Genomic DNA, 21,340 nt, shown 5'->3' with positions numbered 1-21,340 from the left:
TACCAAAACCGATATCATAATTTCCTGGAGTAAATTGTGTTCGACAAGTGAACCGATAAAATACCGGATTTTGCCACACTTCCCAGTGTTAGAAATACTGGGAAGTTCAGTTTCTTTGCATATTGATTCTTGCTTCGATGAATCCTTTAAACCTTCGCCAGTTGGCTTTAGCAACTTTCCACTGAACGATTAAATGCAGCACGATGACTGCTAGGAATGTGTAGGAAAGCCAGAAATGAAGTGCCCGTCCGACTTCAACCATTTCCGCATTCTGCGGAAAAATATCGGGTAGCACGAGTCCAAAAAACTTAACCCCATTGGCTCGAAAAGAATTAGAAAGGAGAAACCCTGCAATCGGGACTGCCCACATAAAGATGTACATTAGCGTATGCAGTGCAAAATTCTTGAGCCATTGCGGAGAAAACTTAGGCAGCCGTTTTGTATACTTCTTCCGCACTACTTGGAGCAAGGTCAGAATGCGCCAAGTCAAAAGCGCCATCGTCAGCACCCCGATCGATTTATGAAAGTCGTAGAGGATGTCTCGAAAGTCATTTCTGGGCATCTGTGCCATAGACGTGCCGACAACAAATAAAACTAGATAACAGCCCGCCATCCACCAGTGAACTGACATCAACCGTTGGAAAGCAGAGTTGAGCCTTGGCTTCTTAAGTGCAGTCTGCAATGAACTCATACTAGGTTTCTCCCTTGATTTCGCCTCATGATGGTCGGTTCTGGCTGAAGATGATTAGTTGGGCAACATCGTTGCCATCATCTTTTCGAGTGCTTTTGGATCTTTGAGTAGCTGCGCTGCCATCTCCGTGGCTTGTTCGCCCGGATAAATATCCTCAACTCCATCGATCGCGGCTTGCAACGCTTCCCGCACCACCACTTCTGGCGCAACTTTAGGCGGGGGAAAGTTTCTACTCACTTCCGTGTCTACGGTAGCAGGCATCACCCCAACAACCAGCGTGCCTTGTGCTGCCAATTCTGCCCGAACGCCCTGAGTCATTAAAATGGCGGCGGCTTTGGAAGCACTATAGGACGCATTCATGGGAAAATTAACTTTTCCTAGGATACTCAACATATTGACGATCGCGCCGCCACCATTGGCTTTCAACACGGGAGCAAACGCCCGACACATGGTCAAGGTGCCAAAATAATTGACCTCCATTTCTGCTCGCGCACTCGAAAGATCCGCCGCAGAAATTAATCCTTTCAGCAATCCAATTCCAGCATTGTTAATCAGCAAATTCACATCTGTGCACTCGCTAGCTGCCGCAATCACAGACTGCTCATCGATAATATCCAGGGCGATCGGGATAATTCGCTGGGAGTCAATGGCTGTAAGATCAGCCAAAGAGTTAGGGTTTCTGGCACCTGCATAGATCCGAGAGACTCCTGCTGCTCGTAGCGCCTCCACATAATACTTGCCGATACCGCCATTTGCTCCGGTGACAAGGGCAATTGCGCCTTCAAGTTGCATTTTGGATTCCTTGTGAATACACGTCTACAGTAGGATAGGCTTCCGCTTATTTTTTGGGAAGTACTTACTTTTTTGTAAGTTTCCTAAGGGAATCAGGAGGAAAGATCAGTGGCAGTAGAACCGCCCCAAGGCACTATTTTCGTACAAGCAACCCTCAAAGTATTGGGGGGAAAATGGAAACTTTTAATTCTGTGGCATTTGAAAGATGGAGCAAAACGCTTCAGTGAACTCAAACGACTCATTCCTGAAATCAGTGAGAAAATGTTGATACAGCAGCTTCGAGAATTGGAGAAAGATACAATCGTCAGTCGAACGGTTCAATCAGCCGTCCCTCTGAGAGTTGAATACTCATTCACAGCCTACGGAAAAAGTATTATTCCCGTGTTGCAGCCTCTCTGCGATTGGGGGCAAACGCATTTGAAATGGATAGAGCATGGAGAAAAATCGGCGACATGAAACTATTGTAAGCAGTTTTAGTAGAAATTACCATAATTGGTTCGGGTGAGAATTTTGGTGAATTGGAATGACCTGTTATGTTGCCGAGTGATTTATTAATTCATCGCTATAGTGGCGAAACGGTGGTGCCAAAGCGGCTGGCGATCAATGCGGCAAATTTGGCGATCGCAACAGATTTGATCCACCAGTTTCAGGAGGCAAAAGGCGGCACGAGGGGTGAACTGAACCGTCAACTGCAAGAACTCGAAGGCGAAGATACGGACTATCGGATTAAACGTGGATTGGCTCACCTCCTCAGCGCCGATGCCTTCAGCACCTTTGAAACCGTCAGTCCACTTGATCCTGCAACCTTGCGACAACGAGTATTTGAGATCGCGGCTCAAGCTCCGGCTAGCGCGATCGCCACCAGCGCCACCCTTCAACAGCTTGCCGATGCCCTGACTCAAGAACTGGGGCATGAAGTGTTGACCAGCCAAATTCAAGCGGGACTCTATGCCGATTTATCTGACAACCAAATTCTGATCAGCTTTGAACCTCCGACCCCAGAAGCCTTGCTGCATCGCTATAACCTCTCCCAAGCTCAGGGCATCTTTTATCGCGCCAGCCACATCACCCTGAATGCTCATCGCAATGATCCCGGTGAATATAAACTGCTGTTTCGCTACTTAAAATTATTTGGACTGATGACATACATTGAAGGCGACGCAGACCACGGCTTCACCCTCACCATTGATGGTCCCACCAGCTTATTTAAACCCAGCACTCGCTATGGGTTGAAACTAGCAATGATGCTTCCCGCTTTGCTGCATGTAACTAAGTGGAACCTGACCGCCACCCTCCAACAAAAAGATGCTTACTCTGGCAAAACCCGCCAAGGACGCTTCAGCCTGGATGCAGCCTGTGGCTTGGTCACCCACTATCCCCCCGGCAAACCCTACGACAGTATGCTAGAAGCGGGATTTGTCGATCGCTGGGCGAAAACGAAAACCGATTGGCAGCTAGAGCGAGAAGTGGATCTAATCCCGATTCCTGGCAGCGTTATGATTCCCGATTTTCGGTTAGTTCATCCCGATGGGCGCAGCTTCCTGCTAGAAATCGTTGGCTACTGGCGACCCGAATATCTGCAAAAAAAGTTTTATCAAGTGCAGCAATCCGGGCGAGATGATTTGGTGCTGGCAATCTCGGAACGGCTCAACTTAGAAAAAGCCGGAGTCAACTTTAGCCAAACCCCAGCTCGGTTAATCTGGTTTAAGGATCAGTTGAGTCCTAAAGCGGTGCTGGAAGTGGTGGATAAAGAATGACGAATCACGACATTAGTTAGATAGTTACCGAAAATGGTTACCGAAATCGATTAGGGTTCAAACGTCTTCCTGGAGTGGTTGCCGCAGATCTTCTCAAGTAGGTGCCTGTGCCGCCATCCGCGCGATCGAGGAAAGGACGCAGGTTAATTGCGTTGGAGGTCGCAGTAGCTTGAGAATTTCCTAGCCCCGGAATATTAATGTTGAGCATTCGTGCTGCTTCGCCAATCCAGCCGCCCGATCCACCCGATCCACCATTTACAAAAGTGTTTACGCCTTGGGTTTGCTGTCCGCTATCGGCAACGGTCAGGTTTTGAAACACGCGATCGCGGATCACCGTCGCATCTTGCCCTGGGGGAACCGTCAACACAATCCGACAGCCTGAAACCCGCTGAGTGGTTACACAAACGGTGCTGTAGCCATTTTCCATCGCCGTTTGCATATCGATCAGCCCATCAGGACGATACTGTTCCAATCGTCGGCTAATTTCCCCACAGCGCTTGGTTGGGTTCCAGCCGCCGCCCATGTTGCTAGGCACTGCCCAAGGGTACATCTGTCCCGGTTGGCTTTGAGGCTGATACATCACGGTATACTGCCCATTCACAATCTGACAGCTAAAGCGAGTTCCACTGAGGGCACCGCTGGGGTTGCTAGTAGGCGTCCCGGTGGGAATTCTAGTGGGAGTGCCCGTAGAGGGATTACCACGGGAATTCTCAGTCTCTACAATGACATCGTCTGAGGTGCTTGTGGGGAGTTGACTGAGGGTTGTGGGAAGCGCGATCGCGGTTGCAGCTTCACCGCCCATTAACACCCCTATTCCTAAAACTGCGACGGCGATTTTATAAGTTTGAGTCAGCATTGTAGGATTCCCTAAATATGAACACTTAAAATATGAATGCTCAGTGGTTTGATAAATTGCTATTCAGCAAGACAGTACAAAAGCAGACGACTCAAGCAAATAAAAGTTCCCAAGGCTCAAGTAACATTGGATAGCTCAATGGCGAAAGTAGGAACTTTTATTCAACAATCCTAACTATTCTTTATGAGTAGCTTTTACAAAACTTTATTTTGAACCGCTAGGTAGCGTATACTACGCCATGTGGCTAAAAGGAGTAAGAGATAGATGTCGGAGGCAATCAAGCCCCTGACCGCACCAAGGGAGTTAATGGGTGCACCAGGCGATTTTAATCCCACATTGCTCATGTTCCTTGTGGCGATCGCGATCGCGGTAGTTTCTACCATAGGTTTCTTTCGTTGGCATTGGGCAGACTGGTGTTGTTTTGTCATGAATGTCCTTGCCTTACACATGGTTGGTACGGTGATTCATGATGCTTGCCATAATGTTGCTCATCGGAACCGTGTGGTCAATGCCATTTTGGGACATGGGAGCGCGTTGATGCTGGGCTTTTCCTTTCCTGTGTTTACGCGGGTACACATGCAGCATCACGCCAATGTGAACGATCCGGAAAATGATCCCGATCATGTAGTGTCTACGTTTGGACCGCTATGGCTAATTAACGCTCGCTTCATGTACCACGAGATTTATTTTTTCAAGCGCAGGCTTTGGCGAAAATATGAGCTTTTGGAATGGTTAATTGCCCGAATTGTCGTTGCAGTGGTCATTTACTTAGGCTGCCGCTATGACTTTATTGGCTACATTTTTAACTTTTGGTTTGTCCCATTGGCGATCGTTGGCTTAGCCCTAGGCTTATTCTTCGACTACTTGCCCCATCGCCCTTTTCAAGAGCGCAATCGCTGGAAGAACGCGCGGGTTTACCCCAACTCCATCATGAACTGGCTAATCATGGGGCAAAACTATCACCTGATTCATCACCTGTGGCCATCGATTCCTTGGTATTACTACGAACGCGCCTACTATCAATCCAAGCCATTGCTCGATGAAAAAGGCGCTCACCAATCTTTGGGCATTTTACAAACCACTAAAGATTTATTTGGGTTTGTCTACGATGTGTTTCTAGGGATTCGTCTGCACAAACCTCACCCACCGGAAGAAACGCTGGGAGCGATGTCTTCGTTAAATGCAATCGAGATCGCCGCAGCGGTCGATACTGTAGAAGTGATTTCATTGCCCGAAGATGAGCGGAAGTTGCTGGTAGGTGTTGCGATCGACGAATAAAGCGATCGCACCCATCCTTTGCATCTAGAGACACTCTGACAAACGCTGCCAGGGCGCAATCTAATAATCTGGCTCGAAACTACACTAAAATGCTCTGCGAGATTGAAATTTGTTTAGCCTATGCCGCCGCGATCGCTTGAACCCTGGAAAACCCTCAGCACAAAGATCATATTTGAGGCTCTACCCTGGCTGACGCTTTCGGTGGAAGAAGTTCAACTGCCCGATGGTCGAGTGGTTTCAGACTACTATCACCTTCAGCTACAAGACTATGTGATTGTGTTTGTTCAGCTTCCCACCGGTGAAGTGATTTTATTGCGGCAATATAAGCATGGGGCAGGTCGCGTTAGCCTGACCTTGCCGGGGGGTGGTTTGGCAGCAGGGGAAACCCCGTTAGCAGCGGCTCAACGAGAATTATTGGAAGAAACTGGATATGAAGCCGAGGATTGGCAGTTAGTTTGTCCTTTTGTCACCAGTGCAAACTATCGATGCAGCCAAGGCTATATTTTTGTGGCTAAAAACGCTTACCAAGTTGCGGAACCCAATTCGGGCGATTTAGAAGAAATGGAAGTTGTATTAATGCCGCCGATGCAAGTGATTGAGGCAGTCCAACACGGTGAAGTCGTAGTATTGGGGGCATTGACCGCGATCGCCCTGGCGTTAAACCCCAACTTCACGCACTAGGAGCTTTCTCAGCCGCCTAAAATAGCTAAGCAACTTTTCTTTCTTCTGCACGTCAGCAGAACCACGCGAATGAAATTCACCGGGTCAGACTATCATTGCAAGGAAATTTGGACGCTGAAACATGATGAAACGGATATTTGGCTGGCAGGGAGCGCTAATTGGGGCAGTAATTGGGGTGATAAGCACCGGACATCCAAGTTCTGTGTTGGCAGCGCAATTTGACCACACGGAAATTAATGAGCAGAATCGGCTGATTGTGATTGCCGCGCCTCTTGGAACAAAAGGTGGCAATCATCGGCTGCTGATATTAGAGCAATTAAACGATCGTCGCCTCTGCTGGCAAGAAGCTGGAAGCAACCCCACCTTAGTCGAACCGCTGCTGCTAGAGTTTGACTTTACTGGAATTTGCGGACGGGGCACCGATAGCAATAGCTACTCTGTGAGAGTTGCTGGGCAAGACCTGGCAGGTCGCTACAATCTACGAATTGTGCGGAAAAGCAACGACCTCGTTTTGATTGGATTTTCCCTAGTGGACAAAGAGATTGGATTTTTTGAGATTGGCAGAACCAATGGCATCACTGAAGGATTTGCCAAAATTAATCTTGATCCGGGTTGGCGGCTAGCACGGCGATCGTTTCAGGGTAAAAACGTAGGACATATCTATCTAATCAATGACCAATCTTTAGGTGAAGTCGCCAAAAAATCAGTGCCGCTTCAGCAAGTCTTGCCGCTGCCACAAACAGCCCCACTTCAGCCGGGGGTGCCTGCGCCAATGCCTGCAATGCCTGCTCCAGTTGTGATGCCAGCCCAACCCCCTAAAGTCGAGTCCGTGTCTCCTAACCCTCAGCCGAGCAGCTATCCAATCTCCGCACCGCCTATTCAACCCGTAGCCCCTATTCAACCCGTAGCGCCTACTTCCGCTACGCCTTCATTGCCCATGCCACCAGCGGAGCCTGGGTTTGCTAATCCTTCATCGCCTTTTCCAGTTGAGCCGCTACCAACGCCTACCAATCCGATCGCTCAACCCAGTTCAAGTCCTTCTGGTGCAGTGGCTCCATCGCCCACACAAAATTTTGTTGTCCCCACTGTTGCGCCAGAGAACCCTGCTAATTCTCCTTTTAATCCAGTTCCCCCTGCGCCTTCTACTGGGTTTCCGCCTCAATCCTATGTGCCAATGAATGGTTCAAGTTTTGGGAGTTTAAGCTATCGAGTGATTGTGAATGCTGTCACTCCAGAACGGCAGACGCAAGTAAAACAGATTATTCCAAGCGCTTTTCGGACTTCTTACAACGGTCAGACGATGATGCAGGTGGGTTTATTTCGCGATCGCGCCACTGCCGAATCATTGCAACAACAATTAAAGCTGCAAAATCTACAAGCGCAGATTATCTCCACTGGGGCTACTGCAACCACTCCGATCGCGCCTAATCCATTAATCGCGAGTGCTTCCCCTAACATATTGTTTCCGTCAGCAGGCAATACTCTCAACGCCTTTAATCTTCCAGAACCCAACTCACTCACTAGCTCACAAAATTTATCGATGTGGGCAACCTACTACACCACGCATCAGGCAGAAAACCAAAGCAACGGCTACCCATTACTTGACCCGACAGGAAATAGCTTGGGGGTGTCATTGTCGGAACGAGACTGGTGCGCGGCGGCATTGGAAGGCAGTGTACAGGTGAGCAGCGGTCAAAACCTTTTGGGTGTTTATAACTATGCCGGACGGGGCGATATAGACCAGGTGAATTGCGCTACTTACTACCCAACTTTGAAGAATATTGGCGCTACGAATCGGGTACGCTTTCAACGTTCCAATACCCAATATGGAGAGGGCGTGGGTGGCAATCTCGTTCCCTACCGGACGATCGCAGTGGATCGAAGCTTAATTCCCATTGGTTCGGTGGTTTATATTCCAGAAGCGCGAGGAATATCGGTCACTTTGCCTTCGGGCGATCGCGCAGTGCATGATGGTTATTTCTATGCTGGTGATGTGGGCAGTGCCATCAAAGGCAATCACATTGATGTATTTTTAGGAACTGCGAAACAGAATCCGTTTCCATTTGTGAAAAGCACGGCATCATCAACATTTAATGCTTATGTTGTCCAAGCTCCCTCACTTCAAGCAATGCTCACGGCTCAACACCGCTCAGTCAGCACCTCGGCGCTGCCATGACAGATTGGCAGAAATTAGTGACCTGCCATAGTAAATGCGGAGCGCGGATCAACTTTTCGATCTGCACTCCGCCTAAACCTCAACGAGCATGGAGGGACTCGAACCCCCGACCCTCAGGACCGGAACCTGATGCTCTATCCACTGAGCTACATGCCCTCGTGCTGTGAGTATAACATGATGAAATCAACAACCCATGTTTAAGTTTACAAGCAATATCATTGGCTAAGAGAAAAGCTGATGCAGTGATTCAACCAATTGTTCAAGCTGGGTCAACTTGTGAGTTGCCATGATAGTAATGCGGAGGCGGCTAGTGGGCACGGTTGGCGGGCGAATGGCAGGCACAAACAAACCCTGTTTGAGGAGTGCGTTGCTGATTTGAAGAACCGTAGAAGGGCGATCGACTTGGAGGCAAATGATGGGGGAGTGGGAGGGAAGCAGGACGCTTAACTGGTGATTGAGGTTTTGTTTGAGCCAGTTCACATTTTGCCACAGGGTTTTGAGAGAATCGTGATCATGGGCAAGTATGCGAATTGCTGCTAAAGCTGCCCCCGTGTCAGCGGGAGACAGACCAGTTGTATAAATCCAGCTAGCGGCGCGGTTTCGCAGAAAGTCGATCAGGGATGCGGAACCTGCGACATAACCGCCGAGACTCCCAAGGGCTTTGCTGAGGGTGCCCATTTGAATCAAGGGTCGCCCAGTGCAGCCAAAATGGTCAACGCTACCGGAGCCATTCGCGCCGAGAACGCCTGTGGCATGAGCCTCATCGACCAGCAGCATACTGTCAAATTCGTCGGCTAGGTCGAGCAATTGGGGCAAGGGGCAGAGGTCGCCATCCATGCTAAAGATGCTATCCGTGAGAATCAAGCAGCGACGATGGCGATCGCGCTGTTGTTGCAAAATTTCCCGCACATTTTCTACGTTGCAATGGGCATAATCTCGCAGGGTTGCACCGCTGAGAACGGCACCATTTCGCAGACTGGAGTGATTGTATTGATCCGACAAGATCAGATCGCGTTTGCCGACCAAGGCGGCGATCGCGCCCAAATTTGCTAAATAACCAGAGCTAAAAACGATCGCGTCTTCGGTTCGTTTTAGCTGGGCGATCGCTTGTTCTAAATCTCGATGCAGTTGGCGATGTCCCGTAATCAATCGTGATCCAGTACTGCCCGTACCATATTCTTTAGTTGCCGCGATCGCCGCTTGGATCAATCGCTCATCTCCTGCCAAGCCTAGATAATCATTGCTGGCAAAGTTGATCACTGATTGCCCGTCTAGCCGCATAACTGCACCCGCACGACCCGCGAGGGGCTTGGGCGATCGATACCAATTCGCTCGATGAATCGCATTTAACGTCTCATCTATCCAGCTATAAGAATCGCTCACTGTTGGTTATTGATCAGCCTTTGGAGCGTCTTGAACTTCTGCGTTATTACCTCGCACTGGCGGTAGTTTATCCACCAACCCCATCTCAAACGCGGTGTCTGGCAATTCACCAACCAAATATTTTCCCGGCTCAAAAAAGCGTCCCATCGTAAAACAAGGTTGACGCAGTGCCACTAGTTCCCCCACTGCAAACATATCGCGAGACAATCGTCGTTCTAACGGCATGGTTTATCTCCCTTCATAGCGATTGATTGCGCGGAAATAATTTAACTGGAAAGTTGCCTTGTTGCGTCTTCATGGAGCTATCGCAGTAAGTCTATTACCTGTGTTCATCATACTTCCATCGCTCCGTTCCGTTAAGCAGCACATCCGTTATTTGCAACACGCTGACGATTTAGTCATCCATCTCCATCCAACATGGCTGACTTGCGTCGTTATCAACTATTCATCCATTTAACATCACTAATTCGATAGAGATTTAGATATTTGCCTGAAAAAACTATTGATCTTATTCATTTCATGTGTCAATCTCATAATTATTCATTAATCAACAGTATTCCGATATGGATACTGTTGATAATCCGATATCTCGACAAGGTTCCCAGGTTTATGCAACACTCCAATTTCCCACCCAATTCATCTCAGCAACCATCAGATGTTCCAGTCGCTGCAAAATTAGCACCGTTTTTGCGTCACAATCCTGTTCGGTTCACCGCCGTGTTGCTTGCCAGTGGGTTAGGTCTGGGCAGTGCGATTCCCGCCCTTTCCACCAGTTTTACTGCAAACGCTCCGGCTCGCAGCCAACCATCTCAATTGATTAGCCAAAAACCTAGACAAGAAATCTTGTTGGTTTCCTATGCCGTCACCAAAGCCGCTTACGACAAAATTATTCCTAGGTTTGTGGCTAAATGGAAAAAAGAAAAGGGTCAAGATGTCGTAATCAGAACGAGTTATGGCGGTTCTGGATCTCAAACACGGGCGATTCTGGATGGGCTAGAAGCGGATGTAACAGCATTGGCACTGGGTGCAGATACTCAAAAGCTGCAAAAGGGTGGCTTAATTAGAGCAGGTTGGGAAAAAGAACTGCCAAACAATTCCATCGTGACGAAATCGGTGGTGGCGATCGTCACCCGTCCAGGCAATCCCAAAAAGATTAAAACCTGGCAAGATTTAGATAACGCAGGTGTAAAGGTGGTAACCGCAAATCCTAAAACTTCTGGCGGTGCCCGATGGAATTTTCTAGGATTGTGGGGATCGGTGACTGAAACAGGCGGCAGCGATGCAAAGGCGCGAGATTTTGTTAGCAGGGTTTATAAAAATGCCCCCGTATTGCCCAAAGATGCGCGAGAAGCAAGCGACATCTTTTTTAAGAAAGGGCAGGGTGATGTACTGCTTAACTACGAAAATGAAGTACTTCTGGAACAAAAACAATTGGGCAGCAAATCCCCTTATGTCATTCCTTCGGTGAATATTTCGATTGACAACCCGATCGCGGTGGTTGATAAAAACGTGGATAAGCGTGGCACTCGGGCAGTGTCTGAAGCCTTTGCCAAGTTCTTGTTCACCCCAGAGGCTCAACGCGAGTTTGCCGCAGTTGGGTTTCGTCCGGTCAATGCTGCTGTCGCGAAGCAAGTCGGTGGCAAATTTCCCAAGGTAGGCAAGCTCTACACTGTTTCGGAGTTTGGCGGCTGGGATTCGGTGCAAACGAAATTTTTTAACGATGGCGGTGTTTTTGACAAAATTTACTCCCGTTAACCAGATAAAACGATCGCGTTAGTCAGCATCTATCTTTTAATTTTTAATGCTCCATCGTACGACAGATGGAGCATTTTTTTGTGCAATGCACACTGTTGAGTATCCATGTTGATATGGATTCCTCACTTTTTCTCACTCTCTCACTCTAAGGAGAACACTCAGATGGTTTTAACCTTAAACGATGCAAAGCGAACTGCGATCGCTGAGAAGTTGGCAGATATCCGCGCAGTTCAAAATCTGATCATCGAAAACGAAAAGGAACTTATCAAAGTTTGTGATGATTCAGAAATACGCGATCGTTTTCAACACATGCTGGCAGATGATGAAAAAAATATCGGTATTGTAGAAACCGTCATCACTCAATACGGAATTCAAGAAGAACCCTCTGAAAAAAATCAAGAATTAGTCCAAAAAACTCAAGAGTTAATGAAGGGTTCAACGCTGAGTTTTTACGAAAAAGTAGTGCAACATGAATTGTTAAAACATGCCCAGTTTATGGGTGGAGTAGTAGTTCATAAAGCGGCTCAAGTAGTGGGTGCTGATGTGGAAGTGGCTATCACTCCATTGAACACGTTCAACTTTGAAAGCCGTGCCCATCAAGAGCAACTTAAAGGTGTTTTGGAAGTTCTGGGAACTCGTGAATTGACTGGACAAGAGCCTGACCAAAGTGTGTGGGCACGGGTACAAGATGCGATCGCCGCTTTCTCTGGAGTTGTCGGTAGTGCAGTTACTCAAAACAGTAATAGTTCTGACTTAAACATTCAAGAAATCATCTTTGCTGATCATCGCAAAGCGGATACATTGATGATGCAAATTGAGAAATCTAATGATGCTCAAAAGATTCAAGAATACTTTGGGCAACTGTACAAGGATCTTTTGGTTCACTCTGAAGCAGAAGAGCAAGTTGTATATTCGGCTGTTCGATCTTTTTATGGAGACGAGAACACTCAAGAACTATACGATGAGCAGGCAGAACTCAAAACTCTTCTAGAAAAAATGAAGGCAATGGATGTGAGTGATCCCGCTTTCAAAGATAGTTTGAAGCAAGTGAAAGAAATGGTTGGCGATCACACTCGCCAAGAAGAAAGTACGATGTTTGCTGCAATTGGCAAAAACTATAGCAAAGAAAAGCAAGAGCAGTTAGGCTCCCAATTTAAGGAAGCTAAAAAGCAATTGCAAATCCAAATGTAATTAGTCACTAAGTTGCTAATTCATAATTCTGTTTAACAGTAGGGGCATTGTTTGTAGTGTCCCTATCAAGTATCAACACTCACCAAAGTGACATAACCATAAAGGAGGTTAAAAATGACTCAAGCACCCTCTAAACAACAGCCACGTCAACATCAAGACTATCAACCGGGTTTGGAATCTGAGATGGAACCAAAGCCCCAGTCATCTGGCTCCAGCTACCAAGCAGCTAATAAGCTTCAGGGCAAAGTGGCGTTAGTGACTGGCGGTGATAGTGGCATTGGTCGGGCGATAGCGATTCTTTTTGCAAAAGAAGGAGCAAATGTCGCAATATCCTATTTAGACGAACACTCTGATGCAGAAGAAACCAACCGATTGGTAGAAGCAGAAGGGCAAAGTTGTCTGCTCATTCCGGGAGACATTGGCAGTGAGCCATTTTGTCAAAAAATTGTAGAGCAAACTATTCAAAAATTTGGGCAGCTAGATATTTTGGTCAACAATGCAGCAGAACAACATCCTAAGCAAAGTATTGAAGAAATTACCGCAGAGCAGTTAGAGCAGACTTTTCGGACAAACATCTTTAGTATGTTCTATCTGGCAAAAGCTGCTTTGCCGTATTTAAAAGCAGGCAGCACGATCATTAACTCAGCCTCAGTAACGGCATATAAAGGGAACTCAAGCTTGCTAGACTATTCGTCAACCAAAGGGGCTATTGTGGCGTTTACGCGATCGCTCTCTGCCTCACTCGTGGAAAAAGGGATTCGGGTTAACGGCGTGGCACCCGGTCCAATTTGGACTCCGCTGATTCCGTCTACGTTTCCCGAAGAAAAAGTAGAGAAATTTGGTGCCCAGGTGCCCATGCAACGAGCCGGACAGCCCGAAGAAGTTGCGCCATGCTACGTGTTTCTCGCATCCAGCGACTCATCCTACATGACTGGGCAGATGCTGCACCCTAACGGCGGCGATGTGGTAAATGGCTAACAAGCGATGAAAAGGTGTGGTTTGTGCAAGCTGAATATATCGCTCCTTAAACTTGTTAGCGAATCGATTCGATTACCACAGCCACACCGACAATGCAGAGAACTGTAACCGCAAATTTTAGGAAGAAGCGTTCCAGTAAGTTCAGCAAGAAGGCAATTAGGGGTAGAAATCCCACAATTCCTGAAAACAGGAAAGCAATGAGCAATCCAAACAGCCCCAACAGAAAATATTTGAATACCTTACTAGCAAACCTCATCAGCCAACCGTATTGATTAGAGCATTTCATGCGAACGCTTTCTCCTGATGTTTACCTACTTTGTAGGAGTGTGTTGCTTTTAGTCGCCTGACGGTTGGCTGAACGTTCGCCAACCGTCCCAAATTTAAGGATATAAATTCATCTCTGAATTTTGCGGTCTTGATTACGCAGACCTTGCTGTGATGCTGGGTAGGGGCACCTTTTAGAAGTAGGTTTTACTCTAGACGATTGGATTACCTCTCGGCAACTTAACGAATCCGTTCGGGCTGAGGAGAATTTCGTTCGTAGCTCGGTCTTTGTGAATCATTGGTCAAACTTATGAAGAGAGTCAGGGTAATTGCGATCGCCGCCAGTGACCAAAACACATTAGGAGCATCACTGCCAATATCACTGACATACCGCCACTCGGCACACACTCGGCAGTATTCAACATTTGGGCGATCGGGATGGGGCGCAATCTGGCAAGGTGGCACAGCGCAGCCTTGATGAGGGCACTTCATAGGAAACTCCTGTAGGGTTTTCAAATAGACCATATGGGGGCAGGACTCCTCACCAGTTACAAGATTTAAATCTTCAACGCTAAAATCTTTTGTACATACAATATATATACAAAAGATTTTTTATGGAAAGTATTTAGAGCTACAAAAACTAATTATTTCTAGGTAGTTAAGGAAAAAGTTTTTTTGCAAGGCAATCCAGGCGAGATCCTCAAGTCTATCAATGCTCCTGAAGCCTATATTCATGCCTGCGATCGCGCTCAAAAATAGGCTATCGAGTAGCCCATGCTTTCTTCATCAAAGTGATTGGTGCATGAATTGTATATCTTGATCTATTTAGTTTGCCTGGGCTGATATACGATTGATAAGTGTGTGAGAATAATCTCAACTCAATGCAGTGCAATGACATAGATTGAAGCTGACTATGGATAGAAAATTAGTAAGTTTTCGGCTGCCTGAAGCCTTGATGCAAGAGTTAAGGGAACGGGCAGGCATGGATGGGATTGCCGTTACCGAATTGGTTTGCAGATTGTTGCGTCAAGGTTTGCGAACTAGCACAGATGATCCCGGTAATGAGCGAATTACAGCGCTTGAAGATGAAATTCGAGAATTGAAACAGGTGCAGCAAATTATTAGTAGTGTCGCCTCAGTCACTTCTCCTACTCTTGCTTATATGGTTTCTCAGCCAGTCCCCAACCGCGACAGTGATGGTGAAATTAAACAGCGGATGGCTGAGTTGGAAGGGCTGATGAAACAAGTGATGACCAGTTGTGCCAGCATTCCCAAATTAGAAAGCTTGGTAGAAGAAATCCAATCTACTCAAGTGATGGTCTGTGCAGACAAGGAGCGTGAACGGCAAACAAAGTAATGAGCGAACCAAGTGAGGCGAGAAAGCCCCCCCTTCTCCGCCTTACTTAATCTTGGTGTGTGTGAGTCTATGCCTCAACTCAATCGCATCTGCAAGGTAAAAAAGTATGCCCCCAACGATATGCACTGCATTAGTAACTGCAAACGTTTTCCAAAATGTTTTAGCCAGACATGACCCTCGCTGCGAGTACTATACAAATTTATTGCGACGGCTCGCCTTACGCCCGGTTCAATGGTACACAGCCTTTTTTGATCAACAATTGGCGCTAACTTTTTGGGAGCTATTTAGCGGGGAGGCAGGAGTAGATAAAGTCTGCCAGGATGCTTATTGGGGATTGTTAAATCAGGTGAAAGCGTGCCCATTTGACCGATCCATTTGGGAGTTATCAGGAGAATTAGACATCGGCAATTTCTGTGATGCTTTGCGCTTAGCAACGGCGATCGATCAAAATCTGAATGTGATTGTGACTCAGGAGCCTCAGCAGTTTGCGCGATCGATAGTGGATATTTACCGGGCACAGGCAGATGGCTATTTTTATATCGCTCTGCCAACGGTTTGCGCTGACACGGGAGATGAAGTCGAGCATTCCATTGGCGTGTTTTCGGTCAGTGCCTTTTTGTTGAATTTGGATAATATTGGTCGGCAGCCGTCAGCGATGCAGCTACCGCGATCGCAAGCCCTGCGGATAGAAAGCTTCCAAATGACCGTCAACGATGAAAGTGAAGCAATTATTTTTTTGAAAGGCTGCGCCAACGAAATTGCGGTGACTGCGGTGGGTAGAACTCCGGTTGAGGCAATTCAACGGGCGATCGACCATGCGGTGGATGAATGGTATGACATGCCCATCCGACAGCTAGTCCGGTTTTGGAGCAGACCTTCCACCTTAACGGGTGCCGATTCTCCAGTAGAAATTGTGCTGGGTGTGGAGTGTGGCGATTTGGACTTTGAAAGTAGCGCCTGTAGCGGCAACTTTATTCGGGCAGCGGCGGATGCTTATGTGAAAGTGATCAACTTGATCTGTGAGCATTTAAAGCTGAGAGTTCGGGACAAAGAAATCTGAATGCTGCTGATCAAGTAGAACTCAGGATTTGCTCAATCATCCGATTTGCTTGAGCGGCATAGCTACCGCCAAATAGGTTGAAGTGGTTGAGGATGTGATACAGGTTATAGAGGATCTTGCGCTGGGAGTAGCCAGAATCCAGCGGAAATGCATCTTTGTAGCCGCGATAGAAGTCAGGCGGGAAGCCGCCAAACAGTTCGGTCATGGCAATATCTACTTCGCGATCGCCATAGTAAGTTGCCGGATCAAATATCACAGGTTCACCTGCTTGGGTGACTGCGGCATTGCCTGACCACAAATCGCCATGTACTAAAGATGGCTGTGGATCGTGCCCTGCCAATAACTTAGGGATTGCATTAAGCAGGTGGGCTTGATATGGGAAAATGCCGCCTCGCTGAGCCGCTAATTTGAATTGATAACCCAGCCGATGTTCTGTCCAAAAGTTTGTCCAGTTCATCGTCCAGTCATTAATTTGAACTGTCGATCCAATCGTATTGTGCCTCTGCCAACCAAACCCTTTGCGGCTAGTGGTTTGGTGCAGTGCCGCCAACTTGTGCCCCATTGCTTCCCAACCAGAGCCGCTGTTGTGGCTTAATTCCAGCCATTCCAAAACCAGATAGGCAGACCCGGCTGTGGTTCCCCAGCAAATGGGCTGAGGGACTCGAATGGTTTGACTGGTCAGCATTTCATCGAGTCCTGCCGCTTCTGCTTCAAACATAGCAAGTTGAGATGCTTGATTCACCTTGACAAAGTAAGTTTGCTGACTACCGGAAATTGCGTAGCCAGAATTGATGCAGCCTCCACTGACCGAGCGGCGAGTTTCTAGCTGAAAGGGCTGACCAGTACTCTGGCTTAGATGAATTGAGATCGCATCCCACATGAATTTCAAGAAATGGTTACCACAGGCCTTGAATCAGTCCGCCAACGGCAACACAATTTGTGAATTGTGGCGTACCGCCCACCTCTACCGTTGCCTCATCTCCCTTCGTCAAAATAGTCACGCTGCCATTACTGTATTGTGCACCAGAAGCCGATTCCACTTGAGGTATCACAATGACTTTGCTGCCAAAAGTTGCCTGGACTGTTTGATTGTCAAAATACTTTGCCGAGAAGCCTTTTGCGTCATTGCACTGATACACCGCAGTCGTAATGATTTTGGGCGTGGGATTCGTCTGTTGAGCGATCGCAGGCATGGTAAAAACAGGGGCGATCGCCCAGACAGCTAGGATGATTCTAGAAGGAATACTAAACTGGATTGTCATCCGAAAAAGTCCTTAAGTTGAGTTTGTTGCTAGGGTAACAGCAATTCAAGTGAATGAACCCTAGTAGATAGCAAACGTCAAATAGTGAGTGCTAGTAACAACCTTTTTTGCTAAGTAACCTATTCTTCTTTGGGGCGAATGGTGACAATCCCATAGGCATGGGGCGAGAGATAGCGCCGAACGGCAGCTTGCACGGCTTCCGCATCGATCGCCTGAATGTAGTCAGGATAATAAATTGCAGGATCAAGATCGCCCAGTAGGGTGTGATAGTAGCCATACAGCCCAGAGCGATCGCTGGGAGTTTCGTTGCCAAACACAAAGCTATTGGTTGTGCGTGTGCGAATTTTGGCAATTTCAAATTCAGTAATTAGATCGGTTTGGAGGGTTTGGAGATGCTGGGCGATCGCCGCTTCCACGACAGCCAAATTTTCGGGCGGCAACTGAGCCGAAATATAAAATGCGCCCTGATGCAGATAGCTCATATTACTTGCCGAAATATTCGAGACTAAGCCCCGGTCTTCGCGCAGATCTCGCACTAGCCGCGAGGTGCGCCCCCGACTCAGCACCGATGCCACCACATCCAGCGCATAGGTTTCTGAAAGATCGTTCAATCCAGGGACTCGCCAGATCATAATCAATCGAGCTTGTTGCAAGCTGTCGTCTGTGACATCCCGGCGAACAATTTCGGTAAACGGAGTCTCAGGCGCTAGGGATTGGCGCATTGGAAGACAAGGGTTTACTTGCTTTTTTGCGGCTTGGTGAAAGCTATCTTCCACAATTTGAATGAGTTCTTCAACAGGCAGGTTCCCCACAACGCAAGCCGTAATCGATTGGGGCTGATACCAACTCCCGTGAAAATCGCGCATTTGCTGAGGAGTCAAATTTTCTACGACTTCGGCAGATCCCAACACATGGCGACGGTAGGGCAGGCGATCGAACGTAAGCTCAGTGGCATGGTGAAAGGTGCGGCGACGGGGATTGTCTTGCGATCGCCGAATTTCTTCCAACACCACCTGCCGTTCTCGCTCAAAACCCCCATCAGGAATCGCCGCATTCATCACCACATCCACTTGCAAAGGTGCCAATTCAGCAAAGTCTTTGGGAGCCGTGGTGATGTAGTAATGGGTGTAATCCTGGCTAGTGGCAGCATTGGTCACCGCCCCCCGCTGTTCAATTAGCCGCTCAAACTCACCACTTTGCAGTTTCGCTGTGCCTTTGAATATCATGTGTTCTAAGAAATGAGCCATCCCATTGATCTCGTCGGACTCCACCGCAGAGCCGACATTAAGCCAAATATTCAGGCTAACGGCTTCTGTGGGCATCTGTTCCGCAATAATGGTTAGCCCGTTGGCTAAACGATGAATGGTCGGTGCGTTGAGCGGTGAAGTCAGAGACTTGAGCAGAGTAGCCGTCATGCAGTGCCCTTGATATGGATGATGTCTTACCATTTTAGTCGCTTCAGATTCGTGATACCGCATGAACCAGATAACGAGTTGGAATTCAAACCTATCTTTGCCAAATTCATCTGCGATCGCACCTTCTTTTTACAATGCGATCGCCAAGAAGCTCTTTCTTCCGTCAAGCAGTCTATGGAACGACTAGGACAAGGAAAAGGCGTACATTGCGTTTTATCGCTCCAGGCTGCGCGGATCGAGGGCATCCCGCAACCCATCACCCAGCAAATTAAATGCCAGCACGGTCAAGATAATCAGCAGGGCAGGCGACCAAATCAGCCAGGGTTGCAATACTAAAACAGACGCATTCGTAGCGAGGGAAAGCATATTTCCCCAAGATGGATCGGGCTGCTGAATGCCGAGACCGATCAGACTGAGGACTGATTCTGCCACGATGAAATCGGGAATGGAAAGGGTAGCAGCAATAATGATGTAGGTGGCAGTTTGGGGCAAAATGTGGCGCACGATGATGTAAAGCGATCGCCCACCCATTGCCCGCGCCGCCTGCACAAATTCGCGCTCTTTCAGCGACAGCACCTCACCCCGAATCACCCGCGCCAGTCCTGCCCAGCGAATAAAAGACGTAATCAAAATAATCAGCAAAAACCGCTGAGCGCTACTGAGTCCCGTAGGCAGCACGGCGGCTAAGGCAATCAATAAATAGATGCTAGGAATCGTCATTAGCACTTCTACTAGGCGCATCAGAATGATATCTGTCCAGCCGCCAAAGTAGCCGGAAATGCCACCGACCAACATTCCTAGAGGAAAAGAAATCGCAATTCCCACCAGCCCAATGCTGAGGCTAATTCGTCCGCCATACACCAATCGGCTGAATTGATCACGGGCTTGCTCATCGGTGCCTAACAGATTCCACTTACCCGCCCCTTCAGTGCCAAACAGATGCAGATTGCCAGGAATGCCTGAAAACACTTCCACTTCATCAAACTTAGGATTGGTGAGTGAAAATTGCGTGGGCAGCGGCAGCTTAATTTGAAATAGGCGATAGGGTTCCCCCTGCACAAAGAAGCGAATGGGAGACGGTTTGCTGCGATCAACAATTAGTTTGCGATCGCCTGTCTGCAAATCGATCGGTCCTTGAGTGGTGGGATAGACATGGGGACCCGTCACTCCTGGCTCATTCCAATAAACTTGGGTGGGTGGCAACAAAGCCCCATCGGGTTGAGACGTATAGGGATCGTAGGGCGCAACAAACTCAGCCGCAATCACCGCCAGATAAAAAGTGACCAATACTATTGCCCCTAGTCGTGCCAAGGTATTGTTTTTTAGCCGTCGCCACCAATTCATAGGAGAGAAGCCAAGATTTTGCCCATTCAAATTAGCATACTAAACTAGCACCGTGACTTGGAGTGCCAACAAAGCTCAGGGTTACAAGTGTTCCAAGTCCTCATGTTCTACCACAAACACATTGGAATAGAGATTGGCAACAATCTGCTTTCCTTGCTGAGTCAAAGAAAGGTACTGTAACGCATCCTGAATATAAGGATGAACACTGTGCCAGTAAAATTTGGGATAATCCCGGCGCAAATCCCCAGGATGACGATACCCCAATGCTTTATTGACCCCGGTTTCCTCAAACTCATAGAACAATGCCCCAATTTTTTTCAGGTAGCGGGGATCGCTCAGTTGTCCGATCAAATCAGATGCCCGAATCAACCCTGGAAAGTTCGTGGTGTCTTGGTGATCCTCAGCACTGGGGACGGGAAAGCGAGTCAGTTCAATATTGTGCTTGATAATTTCGGCATCAATCAGCTTATGCCCTCCAAAGCGTTCATCAATAAAGAGTTTTGCCCGGTCTACATGGTAAGGCGTGAGGGCGGCATCAGAAGACCCGATCGCCAGGGGAACCATGCCACCCTCTTTGCCAGTGGCATACAACCCATTTCGATCCTGTCGGCAGACTCCTTTGACGTAGCCAATATCATGACAAACCAGCGCAATCACATAATGCAGCCAATCGTCACAGGAAACACCGCCTTCGCGAATGTGTTTACCACGCAGAATTTCTTGTCCAACCAGCGCCACGAGAATTGAATGCTCGACATTGTGGTAAAGCGCGTCGCTGTTGGCGATATTTTCCATTGCCATGGAGCCAACCCAGCCAATAATATCTTCGTAGTCTGACTTGAGTCCGCCATAGGTACGGCGATAGCCTTCCTTTAGCTTTCTCACAAAATCTTCGATTAATAATTCAGTGGCATTAAACATGCGGTTTTTTGGCAAAACTGGGTGCGATCGCGGATTGAATCGACTCCAGAAGGATCAGGTTAAACAATATAGGTGTGGAAAAAAGTCTCTAACACTCGTTCACTGTATCCAATTGAATAGAATTCCTGTCTATTCTTACAGTCCTAATCAGCCAAAATCAGGCAGAGTTAAAGTCCTGC

At 47.8% G+C, this 21,340-nt stretch carries 22 protein-coding genes and 1 tRNA gene; 10 read left to right on the top strand and 13 right to left on the bottom strand.

Annotated features, from left to right (window positions below; translation table 11 throughout):
- Positions 1–106 precede the first annotated feature (106 nt).
- Positions 107–691 (bottom strand): cytochrome b, encoded by a 585-nt coding sequence (locus tag AC1S5B_RS11935; RefSeq protein WP_482035895.1) that lies wholly within the window; start codon positions 689–691, stop codon positions 107–109.
- A gap of 54 nt (positions 692–745) precedes the next feature.
- Positions 746–1,483 carry an SDR family oxidoreductase gene (locus tag AC1S5B_RS11930; protein WP_482035894.1) on the bottom strand — a complete coding sequence of 246 codons (738 nt, stop codon included), beginning with the start codon at positions 1,481–1,483 and terminating at the stop codon, positions 746–748.
- A 108-nt stretch (positions 1,484–1,591) separates the two neighbouring features.
- Between AC1S5B_RS11930 and AC1S5B_RS11925 the strand changes: the two genes are divergently transcribed.
- Positions 1,592–1,939, top strand: coding sequence for a winged helix-turn-helix transcriptional regulator (locus AC1S5B_RS11925; protein ID WP_482035893.1), 348 nt, complete (start codon positions 1,592–1,594; stop codon positions 1,937–1,939).
- 77 nt (positions 1,940–2,016) lie between these two features.
- Positions 2,017–3,240: a DUF790 family protein gene (locus tag AC1S5B_RS11920; RefSeq protein WP_482035892.1), complete on the top strand. Its 1,224-nt coding sequence runs from the start codon at positions 2,017–2,019 to the stop codon at positions 3,238–3,240.
- Between the two features lie 37 nt (positions 3,241–3,277).
- On the opposite strand, the gene AC1S5B_RS11915 is transcribed toward AC1S5B_RS11920, so the two are convergent.
- On the bottom strand, positions 3,278–4,096 hold the full coding sequence (locus AC1S5B_RS11915) for a COP23 domain-containing protein (protein ID WP_482035891.1): 819 nt from the start codon (positions 4,094–4,096) through the stop codon (positions 3,278–3,280).
- 264 nt (positions 4,097–4,360) lie between these two features.
- Between AC1S5B_RS11915 and crtR the strand changes: the two genes are divergently transcribed.
- From crtR to AC1S5B_RS11900, 3 genes are all read left to right on the top strand, one after another.
- Positions 4,361–5,374: a beta-carotene hydroxylase gene (gene crtR, locus AC1S5B_RS11910; protein ID WP_482035890.1), complete on the top strand. Its 1,014-nt coding sequence runs from the start codon at positions 4,361–4,363 to the stop codon at positions 5,372–5,374.
- 120 nt (positions 5,375–5,494) lie between these two features.
- A complete protein-coding gene (locus AC1S5B_RS11905) occupies positions 5,495–6,055 on the top strand; it encodes an NUDIX hydrolase (RefSeq protein ID WP_482035889.1) in 561 nt (186 codons plus the stop codon).
- Positions 6,056–6,176: 121 nt separating this feature from the next.
- A complete protein-coding gene (locus AC1S5B_RS11900; RefSeq protein ID WP_482035888.1) occupies positions 6,177–8,231 on the top strand; it encodes a DUF3747 domain-containing protein in 2,055 nt (684 codons plus the stop codon).
- 83 nt (positions 8,232–8,314) lie between these two features.
- Here the strand turns inward: AC1S5B_RS11900 and AC1S5B_RS11895 are convergent.
- The 3 genes from AC1S5B_RS11895 to AC1S5B_RS11885 all read right to left on the bottom strand — a co-directional run bounded on the left by AC1S5B_RS11895 (position 8,315) and on the right by AC1S5B_RS11885 (position 9,839).
- A tRNA-Arg gene (locus AC1S5B_RS11895) sits at positions 8,315–8,387 on the bottom strand.
- A gap of 66 nt (positions 8,388–8,453) precedes the next feature.
- Positions 8,454–9,614: an 8-amino-7-oxononanoate synthase gene (gene bioF, locus AC1S5B_RS11890; RefSeq protein WP_482035887.1), complete on the bottom strand. Its 1,161-nt coding sequence runs from the start codon at positions 9,612–9,614 to the stop codon at positions 8,454–8,456.
- Between the two features lie 6 nt (positions 9,615–9,620).
- The gene (locus tag AC1S5B_RS11885; protein WP_482035886.1) at positions 9,621–9,839 is read right to left on the bottom strand and encodes a hypothetical protein; all 219 of its coding nucleotides are present in this window, start codon (positions 9,837–9,839) and stop codon (positions 9,621–9,623) included.
- A gap of 384 nt (positions 9,840–10,223) precedes the next feature.
- Here AC1S5B_RS11885 and AC1S5B_RS11880 point away from each other — a divergent pair, with 384 nt between their 5' ends.
- The 3 genes from AC1S5B_RS11880 to AC1S5B_RS11870 all read left to right on the top strand — a co-directional run bounded on the left by AC1S5B_RS11880 (position 10,224) and on the right by AC1S5B_RS11870 (position 13,538).
- Entirely contained in the window at positions 10,224–11,369 is a 1,146-nt protein-coding gene (locus AC1S5B_RS11880) for a sulfate ABC transporter substrate-binding protein (RefSeq protein WP_482035885.1), read from the top strand.
- A gap of 162 nt (positions 11,370–11,531) precedes the next feature.
- Positions 11,532–12,560 (top strand): hemerythrin domain-containing protein, encoded by a 1,029-nt coding sequence (locus tag AC1S5B_RS11875; protein WP_482035884.1) that lies wholly within the window; start codon positions 11,532–11,534, stop codon positions 12,558–12,560.
- 114 nt (positions 12,561–12,674) lie between these two features.
- A complete protein-coding gene (locus AC1S5B_RS11870) occupies positions 12,675–13,538 on the top strand; it encodes an SDR family oxidoreductase (protein WP_482035883.1) in 864 nt (287 codons plus the stop codon).
- A 55-nt stretch (positions 13,539–13,593) separates the two neighbouring features.
- Here AC1S5B_RS11870 and AC1S5B_RS11865 read toward each other — a convergent pair whose 3' ends face one another.
- Together AC1S5B_RS11865 and AC1S5B_RS11860 are read right to left on the bottom strand one after the other, a co-directional pair.
- Positions 13,594–13,824 carry a hypothetical protein gene (locus tag AC1S5B_RS11865; RefSeq protein WP_482035882.1) on the bottom strand — a complete coding sequence of 77 codons (231 nt, stop codon included), beginning with the start codon at positions 13,822–13,824 and terminating at the stop codon, positions 13,594–13,596.
- A gap of 218 nt (positions 13,825–14,042) precedes the next feature.
- Positions 14,043–14,294: a hypothetical protein gene (locus tag AC1S5B_RS11860; RefSeq protein ID WP_482035881.1), complete on the bottom strand. Its 252-nt coding sequence runs from the start codon at positions 14,292–14,294 to the stop codon at positions 14,043–14,045.
- Positions 14,295–14,715: 421 nt separating this feature from the next.
- Between AC1S5B_RS11860 and AC1S5B_RS11855 the strand changes: the two genes are divergently transcribed.
- Both AC1S5B_RS11855 and AC1S5B_RS11850 read left to right on the top strand, forming a co-directional pair.
- Positions 14,716–15,159: a hypothetical protein gene (locus AC1S5B_RS11855; protein ID WP_482035880.1), complete on the top strand. Its 444-nt coding sequence runs from the start codon at positions 14,716–14,718 to the stop codon at positions 15,157–15,159.
- Positions 15,160–15,265: 106 nt separating this feature from the next.
- Entirely contained in the window at positions 15,266–16,219 is a 954-nt protein-coding gene (locus AC1S5B_RS11850; protein ID WP_482035879.1) for an alpha-isopropylmalate synthase regulatory domain-containing protein, read from the top strand.
- 10 nt (positions 16,220–16,229) lie between these two features.
- Here the strand turns inward: AC1S5B_RS11850 and AC1S5B_RS11845 are convergent, their stop codons facing one another.
- From AC1S5B_RS11845 to AC1S5B_RS11825, 5 genes are all read right to left on the bottom strand, one after another.
- On the bottom strand, positions 16,230–17,099 hold the full coding sequence (locus AC1S5B_RS11845) for a fructosamine kinase family protein (RefSeq protein ID WP_482036619.1): 870 nt from the start codon (positions 17,097–17,099) through the stop codon (positions 16,230–16,232).
- Positions 17,100–17,115: 16 nt separating this feature from the next.
- Entirely contained in the window at positions 17,116–17,481 is a 366-nt protein-coding gene (locus tag AC1S5B_RS11840; protein ID WP_482035878.1) for an MliC family protein, read from the bottom strand.
- 119 nt (positions 17,482–17,600) lie between these two features.
- Positions 17,601–18,896 (bottom strand): M16 family metallopeptidase, encoded by a 1,296-nt coding sequence (locus AC1S5B_RS11835; RefSeq protein WP_482035877.1) that lies wholly within the window; start codon positions 18,894–18,896, stop codon positions 17,601–17,603.
- Between the two features lie 213 nt (positions 18,897–19,109).
- Positions 19,110–20,240, bottom strand: coding sequence for an ABC transporter permease (locus AC1S5B_RS11830; RefSeq protein ID WP_482035876.1), 1,131 nt, complete (start codon positions 20,238–20,240; stop codon positions 19,110–19,112).
- An 81-nt stretch (positions 20,241–20,321) separates the two neighbouring features.
- Entirely contained in the window at positions 20,322–21,161 is an 840-nt protein-coding gene (locus AC1S5B_RS11825; protein ID WP_482035875.1) for an Npun_R2479 family HD domain-containing metalloprotein, read from the bottom strand.
- Between the last annotated feature and the right edge of the window lie 179 nt (positions 21,162–21,340).

The sequence above is a fragment of the Leptolyngbya sp. CALU 1928 genome, assembly GCF_056784215.1.
This window is presented reverse-complemented; position numbering and strand designations above follow the sequence as displayed.

Coding starts and splice junctions, on each gene's coding strand:
- AC1S5B_RS11830 (WP_482035876.1), bottom strand. CDS start 20,240: ATGAATTGGTGGCGACGGCTAAAAAACAATACCTTGGCACGACTAGGG.
- AC1S5B_RS11885 (WP_482035886.1), bottom strand. CDS start 9,839: ATGCCGTTAGAACGACGATTGTCTCGCGATATGTTTGCAGTGGGGGAA.
- AC1S5B_RS11900 (WP_482035888.1), top strand. CDS start 6,177: ATGATGAAACGGATATTTGGCTGGCAGGGAGCGCTAATTGGGGCAGTA.
- AC1S5B_RS11835 (WP_482035877.1), bottom strand. CDS start 18,896: ATGACGGCTACTCTGCTCAAGTCTCTGACTTCACCGCTCAACGCACCG.
- AC1S5B_RS11845 (WP_482036619.1), bottom strand. CDS start 17,099: ATGTGGGATGCGATCTCAATTCATCTAAGCCAGAGTACTGGTCAGCCC.
- crtR (WP_482035890.1), top strand. CDS start 4,361: ATGTCGGAGGCAATCAAGCCCCTGACCGCACCAAGGGAGTTAATGGGT.
- AC1S5B_RS11905 (WP_482035889.1), top strand. CDS start 5,495: ATGCCGCCGCGATCGCTTGAACCCTGGAAAACCCTCAGCACAAAGATC.
- AC1S5B_RS11860 (WP_482035881.1), bottom strand. CDS start 14,294: ATGAAGTGCCCTCATCAAGGCTGCGCTGTGCCACCTTGCCAGATTGCG.
- AC1S5B_RS11850 (WP_482035879.1), top strand. CDS start 15,266: ATGCCCCCAACGATATGCACTGCATTAGTAACTGCAAACGTTTTCCAA.
- AC1S5B_RS11935 (WP_482035895.1), bottom strand. CDS start 691: ATGAGTTCATTGCAGACTGCACTTAAGAAGCCAAGGCTCAACTCTGCT.
- AC1S5B_RS11920 (WP_482035892.1), top strand. CDS start 2,017: ATGTTGCCGAGTGATTTATTAATTCATCGCTATAGTGGCGAAACGGTG.
- AC1S5B_RS11915 (WP_482035891.1), bottom strand. CDS start 4,096: ATGCTGACTCAAACTTATAAAATCGCCGTCGCAGTTTTAGGAATAGGG.
- AC1S5B_RS11825 (WP_482035875.1), bottom strand. CDS start 21,161: ATGTTTAATGCCACTGAATTATTAATCGAAGATTTTGTGAGAAAGCTA.
- AC1S5B_RS11880 (WP_482035885.1), top strand. CDS start 10,224: ATGCAACACTCCAATTTCCCACCCAATTCATCTCAGCAACCATCAGAT.
- AC1S5B_RS11840 (WP_482035878.1), bottom strand. CDS start 17,481: ATGACAATCCAGTTTAGTATTCCTTCTAGAATCATCCTAGCTGTCTGG.
- AC1S5B_RS11875 (WP_482035884.1), top strand. CDS start 11,532: ATGGTTTTAACCTTAAACGATGCAAAGCGAACTGCGATCGCTGAGAAG.
- AC1S5B_RS11870 (WP_482035883.1), top strand. CDS start 12,675: ATGACTCAAGCACCCTCTAAACAACAGCCACGTCAACATCAAGACTAT.
- AC1S5B_RS11930 (WP_482035894.1), bottom strand. CDS start 1,483: ATGCAACTTGAAGGCGCAATTGCCCTTGTCACCGGAGCAAATGGCGGT.
- AC1S5B_RS11855 (WP_482035880.1), top strand. CDS start 14,716: ATGGATAGAAAATTAGTAAGTTTTCGGCTGCCTGAAGCCTTGATGCAA.
- AC1S5B_RS11865 (WP_482035882.1), bottom strand. CDS start 13,824: ATGAAATGCTCTAATCAATACGGTTGGCTGATGAGGTTTGCTAGTAAG.